Raw genomic sequence first — 15,963 nt, 5'->3', positions numbered from 1 at the left:
AGGAAGGGATGAAAACGTCCGTCTATATCGCCACCAGCCTCGACGGCTACATCGCCCGTGCCGACGGCGAGCTGGACTGGCTGCCTGCCAATGGCAGCGCCGAGGATGGCGAGGACTACGGTTACCAGGCCTTCATGGACACGGTCGACATCCTGGTGATGGGCCGCTGCACCTACGAACAGGTGCTGACCTTCGCCGACTGGCCCTACGGCGAGACCCCGGTGGTGGTGCTCAGCCGCCGGGCGCTGGAGATTCCCGCCCGCCTGGCCGGCCACGTCGAAGTCATGGCCGGTCCGCCGGCGGAGCTGGTCGAGCGCCTGGCCGAGCGCGGGGCCAAACACCTCTACATCGATGGCGGGCAGACCATCCAGGGCTTTCTGCGGGCCGGCCTGATCCAGCACCTGATCATCACCCGGGTGCCTATCCTGATCGGTACGGGGATCGCCCTGTTCGGGCCGCTGGAGCACGACATCCGCTGGCGTCACCTCGGCACCCGCACCTTCGCCAACGGCCTGGTGCAGAGCCGCTACCAGCGCCTGGGCTGAGGCCGCGCGGCAGCCGCTGAGGCTCGCCGGAGCGCCAGCGTTCTGGGACAATCGCCGGCAGCGGCAGTCCCGGCCAGCCTCCGGGGCTTCATCGGGTTCGGCGCAAGGGACGGCACGGCATGCAGCATTTCGAGAAGTTCGACGAGGAACTGGCCCACGGCCTGGTGTTCATCCTGCGCCTGCTGCGTTTCTTCCTCTATGCCAGCGGGGTCCTGCTGGTGGCCCTGTTGCCCGGGATCGCCGGCTTCCATCTGCTCGTCGGCCTGCCCCTCGCCGAGGCCGCCCTCAATGCCCTGTCGATCCTCGGCGGACTGGGCCCGAGCAGCGCCGGCGGGCCGGCGCTGGCCTGGTTCGCGGCGTGCTACGGGCTGTTCGCCGATACCCTGTTCCTGGTGGCCGTGGGCATCCTGCTCAGCCCGCTGTTGCACCGGATGCTGCACCGTTGGCACCTGGCCCGATAGGCACGCCAGGCGGTATCCGTGCCGCCGGCGCGCGACTGATCGAAAAACGTACGGCCCGCGCCGGCCCCCGCCCGGCCCGCTGCGCAGCGCCCTGGGCACAGCTTATCCACAGCCCGGCCCACAGAATCTGTGCCTAAGCGATTCGCTATCTGTCTGAAATAGATCAGAAAGTGTCCGATCTTCCGGAGGCCTCGAGGGTCTAGGCCCGGCGCCTTGTCCACACAGCTTATCCACAGCTTCGTCCAGCAGATTTCTGGATAACCGGGCGTTCGAGACTAGTCGCCGGCCCGGGGGTCAGTCGTCCTCCTGGTCCGCCGCCTTGTGGCTGGCCGCCAGGCGCTGCTGCACCTCCTGCGGCACCGGGCTGTAGTGGCTCAGCTCCAGGCTGTAGGCGCCCTGGCCGGCGGTGATCGACTTGAGCCGGCCGCCGTAGCCGTCCAGCTCGGCCAGCGGCACCTGGCCGCGCACCAGCGCCAGGCCCTGGCCCTGGGCTTCGCTGCCGAGCACCTGGCCGCGGCGCCCGACCAGGTCGGTGGTGATGTCGCCGAGCTTGCTCTCCGGGGTGGTGATCTCGATGTCGGCGATGGGCTCCAGGGCGATGCAGCCGGCCCCGCGCAGGGCGTCGAGCATGGCCTTGCGCCCGGCGGCCTGGAAGGCGATGTCCTTGGAGTCGACGGCGTGGCTCTTGCCGTCGTAGACCGTGACCCGCAGGTCCTCGACCGGGTAGCCGGCCAGGGGGCCGGCCTCCAGCACCGAGCGCACGCCTTTCTCCACCGAGGGAATGAACTGTGCGGGGATCACCCCGCCCTTGACCGTGTCGAGGAACTCGAAGCCGGCGCCGCGGGGCAGGGGCTCGACGCGCAGGAACACCTCGCCGAACTGGCCGGCGCCGCCGGTCTGCTTCTTGTGCCGGCAGTGGCCCTCGGCCGCGCGGGTGACGGTCTCGCGGTAGGGCACCCGTGGCGGCTGGGTCTGCACCTCGAGCTTGTAGCTGCCGGCGAGGCGGTCGAGCAGGTAGCGCAGATGCAGCTCGCCCATGCCGCGCAGCACGGTTTCCTGGGTGCTGGGGTGGTAGTCGAGCCGGACGCAGGGGTCCTCGGCGAGCAGGCGGTGCAGCACCTCGGCGATGCGTTGCTCGTCGCCGCGGCGCTTGGCCTCGATGGCCAGGCCCTGCATGGGCGTGGGGAAGGCCAGGGGCTGGAGGCGGATGCTGTCCTCGTCGTGGGAGTCGTGCAGCACGGCGTCGAATTCCAGTTCATCGACCTTGCTCACCGCGCCGAAGTCGCCCGGTACCAGCTGGGTCACCTCCTCGTAGCGCTTGCCCTGCAGGCGCAGCAGGTGGCCGACCTTGAAGGGCTTCTTGGCCTCGCCGATGAACAGCTGCATGTCGCGCTGCAGCGTGCCCTGGTGCACGCGGAAGACGCCGAGCTTGCCGACGAAGGGGTCCATCACCACCTTGAACACATGGGCCAGCACGTGACGCTGCGGCTCGGGCCGCGAGCGGAACGGCTTGGCCGCCTCGCCTTCGCCCTTGAGGAACAGCGGCGGGTTGCCCTCGGCGGGATTGGGCGCCAGGCGCACGAGGATGTCGAGCAGTTCGCCGACCCCGGCACCGCTGCGCGCCGAGACGAAGCACAGGGGGATCAGGTGGCCTTCGCGCAGGGCCTGCTCGAAGGGCGCGTGCAGCGCTTCGGGGGCGATCTCGCCCTGCTCCAGGTAGCGCGCCATCAGTGCCTCGTCGACCTCGACCACCTGGTCGACCAGGGCCTGGTGAGCCTCGGCCACCGAGGAGAAATCGGCCGCGCCCTCCGGGTTGAAGAAGCAGTCGACCACCCGGCTGGCGCCGTCCGCCGGCAGGTTGAGCGGCAGCACCTCCTTGCCGAAGGCTTCGCGCAGTTCGTCGAGCAGGGCCGGCAGGTCGACCCGTTCGGCGTCGATCTTGTTCACCACCAGCATGCGGCACAGGCGCCGTTCGCCGGCCAGCTCCATCATCCGCCGGGTGCTCAGCTCGATGCCGCTCTGGGCATTGACCAGCACCAGGGCGGTCTCCACCGCGGCCAGGGCGGCGATGGCCTGGCCGATGAAGTCGGGGTAGCCGGGGGTGTCAATCAGGTTGAGCTCGGTGCCGGCGTGATTGCAGTGGGCCAGGGCCGAGGTCAGGGAGTGGCGGTACTCGCGCTCCAGGGGGTCGAAGTCGCAGACCGTGTCGCCGCGCTCCAGGGTGCCCATGCTGGGGATGGCGCCGCTACGGTGCAGCAGTGCCTCGACCAGGCTGGTCTTGCCGCTGTCGGCCTGGCCGACCAGGGCAACCGTGCGAATGGCGTCGACCGTGTAGTTGGCCATGGCATCCTCCCAATCCCGAGTGTCCTGAGTATAGGCAGGGCGAGGGGGGCGGGAGGGGCAGGGTCCGGTCGCGCCTCGCGCCGAGGCGGCGAGGGTCGACCGGGCTGGTGTCAGGGCTGGGTGACCCGCGCCACGTAGTGGGCCACGGCCTCGATCTGCTCGGCGCTGAGCGAGGCGGCGAACGCCGGCATCACCCCGACGCCGCCGCGCACCGCGGCCATGACCCGTTCCGGGCTCGGCTTGAGCTGGTCCAGGTCGGGGCCTATGGCGCCGGCGGCGCCGGCGTCCTGCAGGCTGTGGCACAGCGCGCAGGCCGGTTGCGCCTGTTCGGTGAAGACCTGGCGGCCCAGGGCCAGGCGCGCCTCGTCCGTGGCCGCCTCGCCGGCCTGGGCGCTGCCCAGGGCCAGGCCCAGGAGCAGTCCGGCAGTCTTAGACAACTGAAATTTCGACACCATGGTCCCTCCAACCGTTATGGCCGTAGCCGCGTTCGTTCACCAGCTCCTGCTCGGGCTGGGCGTTGCCCTCGACATCCGTGGCCCGGCTCATGAGGCTGTAGCTGCCGGGCTTGAGCTCGACGATCAGCACGAAGGGGCGCCAGGCGTAGGGGCCCAGGTTCGGACCGACGAAGGGCGCCGCCTGCCAGCTCTTGCCGCCATCGAGCGACACCTCGACACCGCGCACCTCCCTGGCGCCGCCGAAGGCCACGCCCTGAATCGCCACCCGTCCGGCCTTGGCCTGCGCCAGCGGCTGGGTGATCCAGGACTTGACGTTCATCTCCCACATCGACGGCTGATCCGGCGCGCCGCCCTGGCCGACCGGGCGGATGCGGTAGCCGGAGGCCTGGATCTTGGCGTCGGTCTGCGCGGCGGTGAAGGCCACCTGCCTGACGTACTTGACGTTGTTCACCCCGTAGTAGCCCGGCACCACCAGGCGCAGCGGGCCGCCATGGGCCAGGGGCAGGGGCTCGCCGTTCAGTTCCCAGGCGAGCAGGGCCTGCTCCAGGGCGCGCAGTGGCACCGAGCGCTCGACCACCAGGCTCTGCGGATCGAGGCCGGCGGGCAGCTCCTCGCCGCCGGTGCCGGTGATATAGGGGCGGCCGTCGAGCGCGCCGCCCAGGGCCTCGACCACGGCCTTCAGCGGCACGCCGCTCCACAGCACGCAGCCGGCGGCGCCGGTCCGCCACTGGGTGCCGCTGGCCTCGTGGTCGAAGAAGGCGCGACCGTTGCCCGAGCACTGCAGCACGCTGGCCACAGTGGTGACGCCGAGGGTCTTGAGCTCGCCGAGGGTCATGCTGCGCGGGTTCTTCACCCCGGCGAAGGCCACCGTCCAGGCATCGCGGTCGGCGACTATGGCGGGGGGCGGCGCCGGCAGGTTGTTGCGGATGAACAGCTGCTCGTTGGAGGTCACTATGCTGGTGCCGATGGCATCGCGCCGGGTCTCCAGGGTCTGGGCGCTGTGCACCACCAGCGCCTCGGGGTTCTTCCAGTTGACGTAATCCGGCAGCGGCGTTTCCGCGGCCAGGGCTAGCGGGCTTAGGCCGAGCAGGCCGGTCGAGGCCAGCGTCGCGGCGCTGCCCAGCAGCACCTGGCGGCGGCGCGGATCGAAGTTGTCGTTCATCTCCGTTCTCCCTTGTTCGGGCGAGTGGCAAGTCGCGCGGTCCAGGAGAGCTCCTGACTCCGGCGAACCCCGGGTCCAGTGGCGCATCACCCGCAGGCAGGTGGCGCGCCCTGGCCACTATCCAGGCGCATGGCGCCGTTTGGATAGAGCCAGCATAGCCCTACGCATTGCACCAGGACGGCGGTGCGCCGCAGGACCGGCCGCGGGGGCGCTTTTGCGGGTAGCGGCCTGATCGTGCGCAAAAAACGAGCGGAATGCGCCATCCCGCGGACGGCCTGGGCTGCAGCCCTGTCTGTACAGCGTCTCGACACGTTGTCCACAGAACGATCCACCGCCTCTGTGGGTAAGGCGTCCTCTCCCGGGACACGGCTGACGCCCGCGGCCGTCCCCGTGCCGCGAATGAGCCGGCGGTGGCGGGTTGGACAATCCCTGAGCAGTTCGTCGCAGGCCCCGCCGCCGGCCGCCTGCAGCCAGCGACGCACAACTTATGCACAGTGCGGTGCACAGTTTCTGTGCCTAAGTCATGGTGCAAGTCGCTGATTCTGCTGGAAAAATGATCGAAATTCGGCAGCCCGCGCAGGCCCTGGGGCGGGGGCGTCGCCGTACAGCTTGTCCACAGCATCATCCACCGTTGCTGTGGACAGGGCGCCCCGGCGGCGGGACGGCGGCCCTGGGGGCGTGGGCGGCGCTTCGTCCGCACTGGCGCCGACAGCCCTGGTCGAAAAATGCACAGCTGGCTGCGGGCGGCGTGTGCCGTGGCCTGCAGCCAGCTGTGCACAGCTTGTCTACGCGGCCCTGCACAGTATCTGTGTGTAAGCCATTTCCCAAGTGTCTGAAATCGCTCATGAAATGATCGATCTTCGGGAGCGCGCGGCGGGCCTGTCGCGGCGCCTTCGCTGTACAGCTTGTCCACAGCTTGATCCACCGCCGCCGTGGATAACGGCCGCGCGTCCGTCCCGGGGCCTTCGCCGCGGCTCAGGCGTCGGCCATGGCGCTGCGGATATCCGCGGCCAGTTGCCTGACCCGCTGCTCGTCGGTGTCCCAGGAGCACATGAAGCGTGCGCCGCCGGCGCCGATGAAGGTGTAGAAGCGCCAGCCCCTGGCGCGCAGGGTCTCCAGGGCGCCTTCGGCCATCTGCAGGAACACCCCGTTGGCCTCCACCGGGAACATCAGGCTGACCCCGGGCACGTCGGCGACCAGTTCGGCCAGCAGGCGCGCGCAGCGGTTGGCGTGATTGGCGTAGTACAGCCAGGCGTCGTTCTGCAGCAGGCCGACCCAGGGCGCCGACAGGTAGCGCATCTTCGAGGCCAGCTGGCCGGCCTGCTTGCAGCGGTAGTCGAAGTCCTCGGCCAGCTCCTTGTTGAAGAACAGGATGGCCTCGCCCACCGCCATGCCGTTCTTGGTGCCGCCGAAGCACAGCACGTCGACCCCGGCCTGCCAGGTCAGTTCGGCCGGCGAGCAGTCGAGGAAGGCGCAGGCGTTGGAGAAGCGCGCGCCGTCCATGTGCAGCTTCAGACCCAGCTCGCGGCAGGTCTGGCTGATCGCGCGGACTTCCTCGGGGCGGTAGGCGGTGCCGACCTCGGTGGCCTGGGTCAGGCTGACCACCCGCGGCTTGGGGTAGTGGATGTCCTGGCGCTTGAGGGCGATCTCGCGGATGGCGGCCGGGGTCAGCTTGCCGTGCTCGGTCCTGGCCAGCAGCAGCTTGGAGCCGTTGGAAAAGAATTCCGGGGCGCCGCATTCGTCGGTCTCGACGTGGGCGGTCTCCGAGCAGATGACGCTGTGGTAGCTCTGGCACAGGGCCGCCAGGGCCAGGGAATTGGCCGCGGTGCCGTTGAAGGCGAAGAACACCTCGCAGTCGGTCTCGAACAGCTGGCGGAAGTGATCGGCGGCGCGGGCGGTCCACTGGTCGTCGCCGTAGGCGCGCTGGTGGCCGTGGTTGGCCTCGGCCATGGCGGCCCAGGCTTCCGGGCAGATGCCGGAGTAGTTGTCGCTGGCGAACTGTTGGGACGAATCGGGCATGGCAGGTTCCTTCTGGTCTGGGCGCCGGGGCGGGGGCCGGCGGATGCGCTACTGTACCTCCGCCGCAGGCGCGGGTGGGGCCCGCGTGGCGTCCGTTCCCGGTCCCGTGGCGGCACCGGTGGCGGCGATGGGCTAAGGTCGAGGCTGACCCGCAGCGTGACGGACGCGCCCATGCCGACTCCAGTAGCCGCCCAGGTTGGCCAGACCCGGGATGCCGCCCTCGACCTGCTCAAGTGGCTGGCGCTGCTGAGCATGCTGCTCGACCACCTGCGCTACGTCTGGCCCGCGCTGTACTGGCTGTATGTGCCCGGGCGCCTGGCCTTCCCGCTGTTCTGCCTGGCCATCGCCGCCAACCTGCGCCGACAGCCGCCCGGGCGGCCGCTGCCGCTGCGTTATCTCGGCCTGCTGCTGGGCTTCGCGCTGCTCTCCGAGTGGCCCTACCGGCTGCTGGTGCCGGCGCCGCAGACCTTGAACATCCTGCCGACCCTGGCCCTGGGCCTGCTGCTCGCCCAGGCCCTGGCGCGTCCCGGCGGCTCGCCCTGGCCGGGCCTGGGCGCCCTGGCGCTGGCGCTGCTCGGTCATCCCTGGCTGATGTTCGGCGCCGCCGGCGCCCTGCTGCCGGCCGCCTTCGTCCAGGCGTTGCACCGGCCGCGCCGGGCCTGGCCCTGGCCGGTGGCGTTGTGCCTGCTGGCCAACTACTGGCCGCCGTTGTACGCCGACGCCCTGGAGGGGGATGCCTTCGCCCTGGCGGTGGTCTGCAGCTGCGCCCTGGCACCGCTGGTCGGAATTGGCCTGCTGCAGCGCCAGTTGCGCTGCTCGGTGGCGCCGGTGGGCAGGTGGGCCTATGGTTTCTATCCGGGCCATTTCCTGGCCCTGGCTGGCTTGCGTGAAGTCTTGCCCTAGAGCCTGCGGCGGCCTGCCGCAGGAGGAGGCCGGGGGCGCCTCTGGGACGGTGCATGCGCATGACCGACAGGGTCATGTCGCAAACGCAATCCCCTGTGGCGTACATAGGCATCTGAGGGTTTGGGGCGAGTCATACCATCGGCTCCACAAGGGGGTCCCCCTTCCCGATTCCACACCGATGCGCTACAGCGTGGCGCCGCAGGAGATCAGCGATGTTCAGCAAACAAGATCAAATCCAAGGCTACGACGACGAACTGCTGGCGGCGATGAACGCCGAAGAAGCGCGTCAGGAGCACCACATCGAGCTGATCGCCTCGGAAAACTACACCAGCAAGCGCGTCATGCAGGCCCAGGGCAGCGGCCTGACCAACAAGTACGCCGAAGGCTACCCGGGCAAGCGCTACTACGGCGGCTGCGAGCACGTCGACGTGGTCGAGCAGCTGGCCATCGACCGCGCCAAGCAGCTGTTCGGCGCCGATTTCGCCAACGTCCAGCCGCACTCCGGCTCCTCGGCCAACAGCGCCGTGTACCTGGCCCTGCTCAACGCCGGCGACACCATCCTGGGCATGAGCCTGGCCCATGGCGGCCACCTGACCCATGGTTCCAAGGTCAGCTCCTCCGGCAAGCTGTACAACGCCGTGCAGTACGGCCTGGACACCGCCACCGGGCTGATCGACTACGACGAAGTCGAGCGCCTGGCCGTGGAGCACCAGCCGAAGATGATCGTCGCCGGCTTCAGCGCCTACTCCAAGACCCTGGACTTCCCGCGCTTCCGCGCCATCGCCGACAAGGTCGGCGCGCTGCTGTTCGTCGACATGGCCCACGTCGCCGGCCTGGTCGCCGCCGGCCTGTACCCGAACCCGCTGCCCTACGCCGACGTGGTCACCACCACCACCCACAAGACCCTGCGCGGTCCCCGTGGCGGTCTGATCCTGGCCAAGAGCAACCCGGAGATCGAGAAGAAGCTCAACGCCGCGGTGTTCCCCGGCGCCCAGGGCGGCCCGCTGATGCACGTGATCGCCGCCAAGGCGGTGTGCTTCAAGGAGGCCCTGGAGCCCGAGTTCAAGGAGTACCAGGCCCAGGTGATCAAGAACGCCCAGGCCATGGCCAAGGTGTTCATCGAGCGCGGCTTCGACGTGGTCTCCGGCGGCACCGACAACCACCTGTTCCTGCTCAGCCTGATCAAGCAGGGCCTGACCGGCAAGGATGCCGACGCCGCCCTGGGCCGCGTCGGCATCACGGTGAACAAGAACTCGGTGCCGAACGACCCGCAGTCGCCGTTCGTCACCTCGGGCCTGCGCATCGGCACCCCGGCGGTGACCACCCGCGGCTTCAAGGAGGCCCAGTGCGTCGCCCTGGCCGGCTGGATCTGCGACGTCCTCGACCACCTCGGCGACGCCGACGTCGAGGCCCAGGTCGCCAAGCTGGCCGCTGGCCTGTGCGCGGACTACCCGGTCTATCGTTGAGTTTTCCCTTTCCCGGCGGGCGCCGAGTCCGCCGGGCGGATGAGGGAGGCGGCGGGCAGCAGCCACGCCAAGGCCCGCAAGCGTTCCCTCAACCCTAGCCCTCCTCGCGGAGGGCCCGGGGAACAGATTTCAGGAGCATCCCTATGCAACGTTATTCCGGCTTCGGCCTGCTCAAGCATTCCTTCAGCCACCACGAGAACTGGCAGCGCATGTGGCGCAACCCGACGCCCAAGCCGGTCTACGACGTGATCATCGTCGGCGGTGGCGGCCACGGCCTGGCCACCGCCTACTACCTGGCCAAAGAGTTCGGCGTGAAGAACGTCGCGGTCATCGAGAAGGGCTGGCTGGGCGGCGGCAACACCGCGCGCAACACCACCATCGTGCGCTCCAACTACCTGTGGGACGAGTCGGCGCAGCTGTACGAGCATGCCATGAAGCTGTGGGAAGGCCTGTCCCAGGACCTCAACTACAACGTCATGTTCTCCCAGCGCGGCGTCTTCAACCTCGGCCACACCCTGCAGGACATGCGCGACATCGAGCGCCGGGTCAGCGCCAACCGCCTCAACGGCATCGACGGCGAGGTGCTCAACGCCAAGCAGGTCGAGGAACTGATTCCCTTCATGGACTGCAGCAAGAACACCCGTTACCCGGTGATGGGCGCCTCGCTGCAGCGTCGCGGCGGCGTCGCCCGTCACGATGCGGTGGCCTGGGGCTATGCCCGCGCCGCCGACGCCCTGGGCGTGGACCTGATCCAGCAGACCGAAGTGATCGGCTTCCGCAAGGAAAACGGTGTGTGCATCGGCGTCGAGACCAGCCGCGGCTTCATCGGCGGCAAGCGCGTCGGCGTGGTCACCGCCGGTAACTCCGGGCACATGGCCAAGCTGGCCGGCTTCCGCCTGCCGCTCGAATCCCACCCGCTGCAGGCGCTGGTGTCCGAGCCGATCAAGCCGATCATCGACAGCGTGATCATGTCCAACGCCGTGCACGGCTACATCAGCCAGTCGGACAAGGGCGACCTGGTCATCGGCGCCGGCATCGACGGCTACAACGGCTACGGCCAGCGCGGTTCCTACCCGACCATCGAGCACACCCTGCAGGCCATCGTCGAGCTGTTCCCGATCCTCTCGCGGGTGCGCATGAACCGCCAGTGGGGCGGCATCGTCGACACCACGCCGGACGCCTGCCCGATCATCGCCAAGACCCCGGTGCCGAACCTGTTCTTCAACTGCGGTTGGGGCACCGGCGGCTTCAAGGCGACGCCGGGCTCGGGCCACGTGTTCGCCGCGAGCCTGGCCAAGGGCGAGATGCACCCGCTGGCCAAGCCGTTCGCCATCGAGCGCTTCCACAATGGCGCGCTGATCGACGAACACGGCGCGGCCGGGGTGGCGCACTGATATTGGCCCCCTCTCCCGGTGGGAGAGGGAGGAATGTTTTCTGGAGGTACCGACCATGCTGCATATCTTCTGCCCCCACTGTGGCGAGCTGCGTTCCGAAGAGGAATATCACGCCGGCGGCCAGGCGCACATCGCGCGCCCGTTGGACCCCAATGCCTGCACCGACGAGGAGTGGGGCGAGTACCTGTTCTTCCGCGACAACCCGCGCGGCATCCACCACGAGCTGTGGGTGCACGCCGCCGGCTGCCGCAAGTACTTCAACGTCACTCGCCACACGGTGAGCTACGAAATCCTCGAGACCTACAAGATCGGCGAGCGCCCCAGCGTGACTGAGGCCAGCGTCGCCGCGAAGAAGACTGCCGGCCAAGGAGCAACCGTATGAGCCAGGTCAATCGTCTCTCCCAGGGCGGGCGCGTCGATCGCAGCCAGCCTTTGACCTTCACGTTCAACGGCCAGAGCTACCAGGGCTTCGCCGGCGACACCCTGGCCGCCGCGCTGCTGGCCAACGGCGTCGACATCGTCGGCCGCAGCTTCAAGTACTCGCGTCCGCGCGGCATCGTCGCCGCCGGCGCCGAAGAGCCCAACGCCGTGCTGCAGATCGGCTCCACCGAGGCGGCGCAGATCCCCAACGTGCGCGCCACCCAGCAGGCGCTGTACAGCGGCCTGGTGGCGACCAGCACCAACGGCTGGCCGAACGTCAACAACGACCTGATGGGGATTCTCGGCAAGGTCGGCGGCAAGATGATGCCGCCGGGGTTCTACTACAAGACCTTCATGTACCCGCAGAACCTCTGGCTGACCTACGAGAAGTACATCCGCAAGGCCGCCGGCCTGGGCCGTGCGCCGCGGGAGAACGACCCGGACAGCTACGACTACATGAACCAGCACTGCGACGTGCTGGTGGTCGGCTCCGGCCCCGCCGGCCTGGCCGCGGCCCTGGCCGCCGGGCGCAGCGGCGCCCGGGTGATCCTCGCCGACGAGCAGGAAGAGTTCGGCGGCAGCCTGCTGGCCACCCGCGAGACCCTCGACGGCAAGCCGGCCGCCGACTGGGCCGCCGCGGCCATCGCCGAGCTGCAGGGCATGAGCGAAGTCACCCTGCTGCCGCGGGCCACGGTCAACGGTTACCACGACCACAACTTCCTCACCATCCACCAGCGCCTCACCGACCACCTCGGCGAGATCGCCCCCATGGGCCAGGTGCGTCAGCGCATGCACCGCGTGCGGGCCAAGCGCGTGGTGCTGGCTACCGGCGCCCACGAGCGCCCGCTGGTGTACGCCAACAACGACGTGCCGGGCAACATGCTGGCCGACGCGGTGTCCACCTACGTGCGCCGTTACGGCGTGGCGCCGGGCCGCCAGCTGGTGCTGTCGACCAACAACGACTACGCCTACCGCGTGGTGCTCGACTGGCTGGACGCCGGCCAGCAGGTGGTCGCCGTCGCCGATGCGCGGCCCAACCCGCGCGGTGCCTGGGTCGAGGAAGCGCGCAAGCGTGGCGTGCGTATCCTCACCGGCAGTGCCGTGGTCGAGGCCCGCGGCAGCAAGCGGGTGACCGGTGCGCGCATCTGCGCCATCGACCTGAACAAGCACAAGGTCACCAGCCCCGGTGAGGTGCTGGACTGCGACCTGATCGTCAGCTCCGGCGGCTACAGCCCGGTGGTGCACCTGGCCTCGCACCTGGGCGGCAAGCCGACCTGGCGCGAAGACATCCTCGCCTTCGTCCCGGGTGAAGGTTTCCAGAAGCGCCTGTGCGCCGGCGCCGTCAACGGCGTATTCGCCCTCGGCGACGCCCTGGCCGACGGCTTCGAGGCCGGCGCCTCGGCCGCCGCCGAAGCGGGCTTCAAGGCCGTCAGCGGCAGCCTGCCGAAGACCGAGAAGCGCACCGAGGAGCCGGCCGTCGCGCTGTTCCAGGTGCCCCACGACAAGTCCACCGCGCGGGCGCCGAAGCAGTTCGTCGACCTGCAGAACGACGTCACCGCGGCCGGCATCGAACTGGCCACCCGCGAGGGCTTCGAGTCGGTCGAGCACGTCAAGCGCTACACCGCGCTGGGCTTCGGCACCGACCAGGGCAAGCTGGGCAACATCAACGGTCTGGCCATCGCCGCCCGTTCCATGGGCATCAGCATCCCGCAGATGGGCACCACCATGTTCCGCCCGAACTACACCCCGGTGACCTTCGGTGCCGTGGCCGGGCGCAACTGCGGCGAGCTGTTCGACGCCAAGCGCTACACCGCGCTGCATGCCTGGCACCTGAAGCACGGCGCCGAGTTCGAGGACGTCGGCCAGTGGAAGCGTCCCTGGTACTTCCCGAAGAACGGCGAGGACCTGCACGCCGCCGTGGCCCGCGAGTGCAAGGCCGTGCGCGACAGCGTCGGCATCCTCGATGCCTCGACCCTGGGCAAGATCGACATCCAGGGCCCGGATGCGCGCGAGTTCCTCAACCGTGTGTACAGCAACGCCTGGACCAAGCTGGATGTTGGCAAGGCGCGCTACGGCCTGATGTGCAAGGAAGACGGCATGGTCTTCGACGACGGTGTGACCGCCTGCCTGGCCGACAACCATTTCGTCATGACCACCACCACCGGTGGCGCCGGTCGGGTGATGGAATGGCTGGAGATCTACCACCAGACCGAATGGCCGGAGCTGAAGGTGTACTTCACCTCGGTCACCGACCACTGGGCGACCCTGACCCTGTCCGGCCCCAACAGCCGCAAGCTGCTGGCCGAGGTCACCGACATCGACCTGGACAAGGACGCCTTCCCGTTCATGACCTGGAAGGAAGGCAAGGTCGGCGGCGTGCCGGCCCGGGTGTTCCGCATCTCCTTCACCGGCGAGCTGAGCTACGAGGTCAACGTCCAGGCCGACTACGCCATGGGCGTGCTGGAGCAGATCGCCGAGGCGGGCAAGAAGTACAACCTGACCCCCTACGGCACCGAGACCATGCACGTGCTGCGCGCCGAGAAGGGCTTCATCATCGTCGGCCAGGACACCGACGGTTCGGTGACCCCGGACGATCTGGGCATGGGCTGGTGCGTCGGTCGCACCAAGCCGTTCTCCTGGATCGGCTGGCGCGGCATGAACCGCGAGGACTGCCTGCGCGAAGACCGCAAGCAGCTGGTCGGCCTCAAGCCGGTCGATCCGAACAAGGTGCTGCCGGAAGGCGCGCAGCTGGTGTTCGATCCGAAGCAGGCGATCCCCATGACCATGGTCGGTCACGTGACCTCCAGCTACATGAGCGCGGCGATGGGCTACTCCTTCGCCATGGCCCTGGTCAAGGGCGGTCTCAAGCGCATGGGCGAGAAGGTCTACGCACCGCTGGTCGATGGCAGCGTGATCGAGGCGGAGATCTGCAGCCCGGTGTTCTACGACCCGAAAGGCGATCGTCAGAACATCTGAGCCTTCGGCACCCAACCCGAGGAGCCGGGCAACCGGCTCCTCCAGGTCAACAGACATTAGCGACAGGTTAACAACATGACCGCGATCAACGTCTACAAGCAGCGCCCCGATGCCGGCAAGGCCGAGTCCCCGCTGTTCCACGCCGGTCTCGACGAGCTGGCACGCAAGGGCAAGAGCAACGCCGGGGTGACCCTGCGCGAGAAGAAGCTGCTCGGCCACCTGATCCTGCGCGGCGACGCCGACGACGCCAAGTTCGCCGGCGGCGTGCACAAGGCCCTGGGCCTGGAGCTGCCGGTGGCCCTGACCCTGGTGGCCAAGGGCGAGACCTCGCTGCAGTGGCTGAGCCCGGACGAGTGGCTGCTGATCGTGCCGAGCGGCGAAGAGTTCGCCACCGAGCAGAAGCTGCGCGCCGCCCTGGAAGGGCAGCACATCGCCATCGTCAACGTCAGTGGCGGCCAGACCATTCTCGAACTGAGCGGCCCCAAGGCCCGCGAAGTGCTGATGAAGTCGAGCATCTACGACGTGCATCCGAGCAACTTCCCGGTGGGCAAGGCGGTCGGCACCGCCTTCGCCAAGAGCCAGCTGGTGATCCGCCATACCGGCGAGGACACCTGGGAACTGCTGGTGCGCCGCAGCTTCTCCGACTACGTCTGGCTGTGGCTGCAGGACGCCAGCGCCGAGTACGGTCTGGCGATCAAGGCCTAGGGCTGCAGGAGCGCAGCGACGCTAGCCGGCGCCGCGTTCCCGAGCTCCACCGAGAGGGTTGGCGGGCAGCGCTTCGGCCGACGTCAACCCTGGTCCATGCCGCATGGGAGAACGCCATGAGCCGTACCCCTGATACCTGGATACTCACCGCCCATTGTCCGAGCCTGCTCGGCACCGTGGATGCGGTGACGCGCCTGCTCTACGAGCAGCAGTGCTACGTCACCGAACACCACTCGTTCGACGACCGGCTGGCCGCGCACTTCTTCATCCGCGTCGAGTTCCGCGTCCCGGCCGGCTTCGACGAGACCAGCTTCCGCGCCATCCTCGCCGAGCGCCTGGCGCCCTTCGGCATGCACACCGAGCTCACCCCGCCGGGCTACCGGACCAAGGTGGTGCTGATGGTGTCCAAGGCCGACCACTGCCTCAACGACCTGCTCTACCGCCAGCGCATCGGCCAACTGGCCATGGACGTGGTGGCCGTGGTGTCCAACCACCCCGACCTGGAGCCGCTGGCGCGCTGGCACGACATTCCCTACTACCACTTTCCCCTCGACCCCAACGACAAGCCGGCGCAGGAGCGCAAGGTGCTCGAGGTGATCGAGGAAAGCGGCGCGGAGCTGGTCGTGCTCGCCCGCTACATGCAGGTGCTCTCGCCCGAGCTGTGCCGCCGCCTGGACGGCTGGGCGATCAACATCCACCACTCGCTGCTGCCCGGCTTCAAGGGCGCCAAGCCCTACCACCAGGCCTATCAGAAGGGCGTCAAGCTGGTCGGCGCCACCGCCCACTACGTCAACGACCACCTCGACGAGGGGCCGATCATCGCCCAGGGCGTGGAGACGGTGGACCACGCCCACTATCCGGAAGACCTGATCGCCAAGGGCCGCGACATCGAGTGCCTGACCCTGGCCAAGGCCGTTGGCTACCACATCGAGCGGCGCGTGTTCCTCAACGCCAACCGCACCGTGGTGCTGAACCCTTAACGAATCCTGCCGCCGGTTGGCGCCGGTGGCATGGCAACGCAACGGAGAGGCAGTACCGCTCGGCCTGTCGGCGGTCTCTCCAGCAGCTGAACAAGGCTCCAAGTGCAAGGCCGCGTGGCCGTCGGTCGCGCCTT

General features: G+C 68.8%; 13 protein-coding genes. 9 read left to right on the top strand and 4 right to left on the bottom strand.

Annotated features, from left to right (window positions below):
* Positions 1-8: 8 nt before the first annotated feature.
* Both I0D00_RS20545 and I0D00_RS20540 read left to right on the top strand, forming a co-directional pair.
* Positions 9-545 (top strand): dihydrofolate reductase family protein, encoded by a 537-nt coding sequence (locus I0D00_RS20545; protein ID WP_213641624.1) that lies wholly within the window; start codon positions 9-11, stop codon positions 543-545.
* Positions 546-664: 119 nt separating this feature from the next.
* Positions 665-1,006: a hypothetical protein gene (locus I0D00_RS20540; RefSeq protein ID WP_213641623.1), complete on the top strand. Its 342-nt coding sequence runs from the start codon at positions 665-667 to the stop codon at positions 1,004-1,006.
* A gap of 294 nt (positions 1,007-1,300) precedes the next feature.
* Here the strand turns inward: I0D00_RS20540 and fusA are convergent, their stop codons facing one another.
* From fusA to I0D00_RS20520, 4 genes are all read right to left on the bottom strand, one after another.
* Positions 1,301-3,349 carry an elongation factor G gene (fusA, locus tag I0D00_RS20535; protein WP_213641622.1) on the bottom strand — a complete coding sequence of 683 codons (2,049 nt, stop codon included), beginning with the start codon at positions 3,347-3,349 and terminating at the stop codon, positions 1,301-1,303.
* Between the two features lie 110 nt (positions 3,350-3,459).
* Positions 3,460-3,786, bottom strand: coding sequence for a SorU family sulfite dehydrogenase c-type cytochrome subunit (gene sorU / locus I0D00_RS20530; protein ID WP_213641621.1), 327 nt, complete (start codon positions 3,784-3,786; stop codon positions 3,460-3,462).
* Positions 3,779-4,966 (bottom strand): SorT family sulfite dehydrogenase catalytic subunit, encoded by a 1,188-nt coding sequence (gene sorT / locus I0D00_RS20525; RefSeq protein WP_213641620.1) that lies wholly within the window; start codon positions 4,964-4,966, stop codon positions 3,779-3,781. The genes sorU and sorT overlap by 8 nt, the downstream gene beginning before the upstream one ends.
* A 975-nt stretch (positions 4,967-5,941) precedes the next feature.
* Positions 5,942-6,985 (bottom strand): threonine aldolase family protein, encoded by a 1,044-nt coding sequence (locus tag I0D00_RS20520; RefSeq protein ID WP_213641619.1) that lies wholly within the window; start codon positions 6,983-6,985, stop codon positions 5,942-5,944.
* 171 nt (positions 6,986-7,156) lie between these two features.
* On the opposite strand from I0D00_RS20520, the gene I0D00_RS20515 reads away from it, so the two are divergent.
* The 7 genes from I0D00_RS20515 to purU all read left to right on the top strand — a co-directional run bounded on the left by I0D00_RS20515 (position 7,157) and on the right by purU (position 15,829).
* A complete protein-coding gene (locus I0D00_RS20515) occupies positions 7,157-7,888 on the top strand; it encodes a TraX family protein (protein ID WP_213641618.1) in 732 nt (243 codons plus the stop codon).
* A gap of 212 nt (positions 7,889-8,100) precedes the next feature.
* Positions 8,101-9,354, top strand: a complete 1,254-nt coding sequence (gene glyA / locus I0D00_RS20510) for a serine hydroxymethyltransferase (protein ID WP_213641617.1) — start codon at positions 8,101-8,103, stop codon at positions 9,352-9,354.
* A gap of 143 nt (positions 9,355-9,497) precedes the next feature.
* On the top strand, positions 9,498-10,748 hold the full coding sequence (locus I0D00_RS20505) for a sarcosine oxidase subunit beta (protein ID WP_213638378.1): 1,251 nt from the start codon (positions 9,498-9,500) through the stop codon (positions 10,746-10,748).
* A 55-nt stretch (positions 10,749-10,803) separates the two neighbouring features.
* Positions 10,804-11,130, top strand: coding sequence for a sarcosine oxidase subunit delta (locus tag I0D00_RS20500; protein ID WP_213638377.1), 327 nt, complete (start codon positions 10,804-10,806; stop codon positions 11,128-11,130).
* Positions 11,127-14,144 carry a sarcosine oxidase subunit alpha gene (locus I0D00_RS20495; protein WP_213638376.1) on the top strand — a complete coding sequence of 1,006 codons (3,018 nt, stop codon included), beginning with the start codon at positions 11,127-11,129 and terminating at the stop codon, positions 14,142-14,144. Before I0D00_RS20500 ends, I0D00_RS20495 begins: the two co-directional genes overlap by 4 nt.
* A gap of 75 nt (positions 14,145-14,219) precedes the next feature.
* Complete coding sequence (locus tag I0D00_RS20490) at positions 14,220-14,849, top strand: sarcosine oxidase subunit gamma (RefSeq protein WP_213641616.1); 630 nt, start codon at positions 14,220-14,222, stop codon at positions 14,847-14,849.
* Positions 14,850-14,965: 116 nt separating this feature from the next.
* Positions 14,966-15,829 (top strand): formyltetrahydrofolate deformylase, encoded by an 864-nt coding sequence (gene purU, locus I0D00_RS20485; protein ID WP_213641615.1) that lies wholly within the window; start codon positions 14,966-14,968, stop codon positions 15,827-15,829.
* The last annotated feature ends 134 nt before the right edge of the window (positions 15,830-15,963 follow it).

This window comes from Pseudomonas lalucatii, assembly GCF_018398425.1.
GTDB lineage: Bacteria > Pseudomonadota > Gammaproteobacteria > Pseudomonadales > Pseudomonadaceae > Aquipseudomonas > Aquipseudomonas lalucatii.
This window is presented reverse-complemented; position numbering and strand designations above follow the sequence as displayed.

Coding starts and splice junctions, on each gene's coding strand:
- I0D00_RS20540 (WP_213641623.1), top strand. CDS start 665: ATGCAGCATTTCGAGAAGTTCGACGAGGAACTGGCCCACGGCCTGGTG.
- I0D00_RS20505 (WP_213638378.1), top strand. CDS start 9,498: ATGCAACGTTATTCCGGCTTCGGCCTGCTCAAGCATTCCTTCAGCCAC.
- I0D00_RS20495 (WP_213638376.1), top strand. CDS start 11,127: ATGAGCCAGGTCAATCGTCTCTCCCAGGGCGGGCGCGTCGATCGCAGC.
- I0D00_RS20515 (WP_213641618.1), top strand. CDS start 7,157: ATGCCGACTCCAGTAGCCGCCCAGGTTGGCCAGACCCGGGATGCCGCC.
- fusA (WP_213641622.1), bottom strand. CDS start 3,349: ATGGCCAACTACACGGTCGACGCCATTCGCACGGTTGCCCTGGTCGGC.
- I0D00_RS20545 (WP_213641624.1), top strand. CDS start 9: ATGAAAACGTCCGTCTATATCGCCACCAGCCTCGACGGCTACATCGCC.
- sorT (WP_213641620.1), bottom strand. CDS start 4,966: ATGAACGACAACTTCGATCCGCGCCGCCGCCAGGTGCTGCTGGGCAGC.
- I0D00_RS20490 (WP_213641616.1), top strand. CDS start 14,220: ATGACCGCGATCAACGTCTACAAGCAGCGCCCCGATGCCGGCAAGGCC.
- I0D00_RS20520 (WP_213641619.1), bottom strand. CDS start 6,985: ATGCCCGATTCGTCCCAACAGTTCGCCAGCGACAACTACTCCGGCATC.
- I0D00_RS20500 (WP_213638377.1), top strand. CDS start 10,804: ATGCTGCATATCTTCTGCCCCCACTGTGGCGAGCTGCGTTCCGAAGAG.
- purU (WP_213641615.1), top strand. CDS start 14,966: ATGAGCCGTACCCCTGATACCTGGATACTCACCGCCCATTGTCCGAGC.
- glyA (WP_213641617.1), top strand. CDS start 8,101: ATGTTCAGCAAACAAGATCAAATCCAAGGCTACGACGACGAACTGCTG.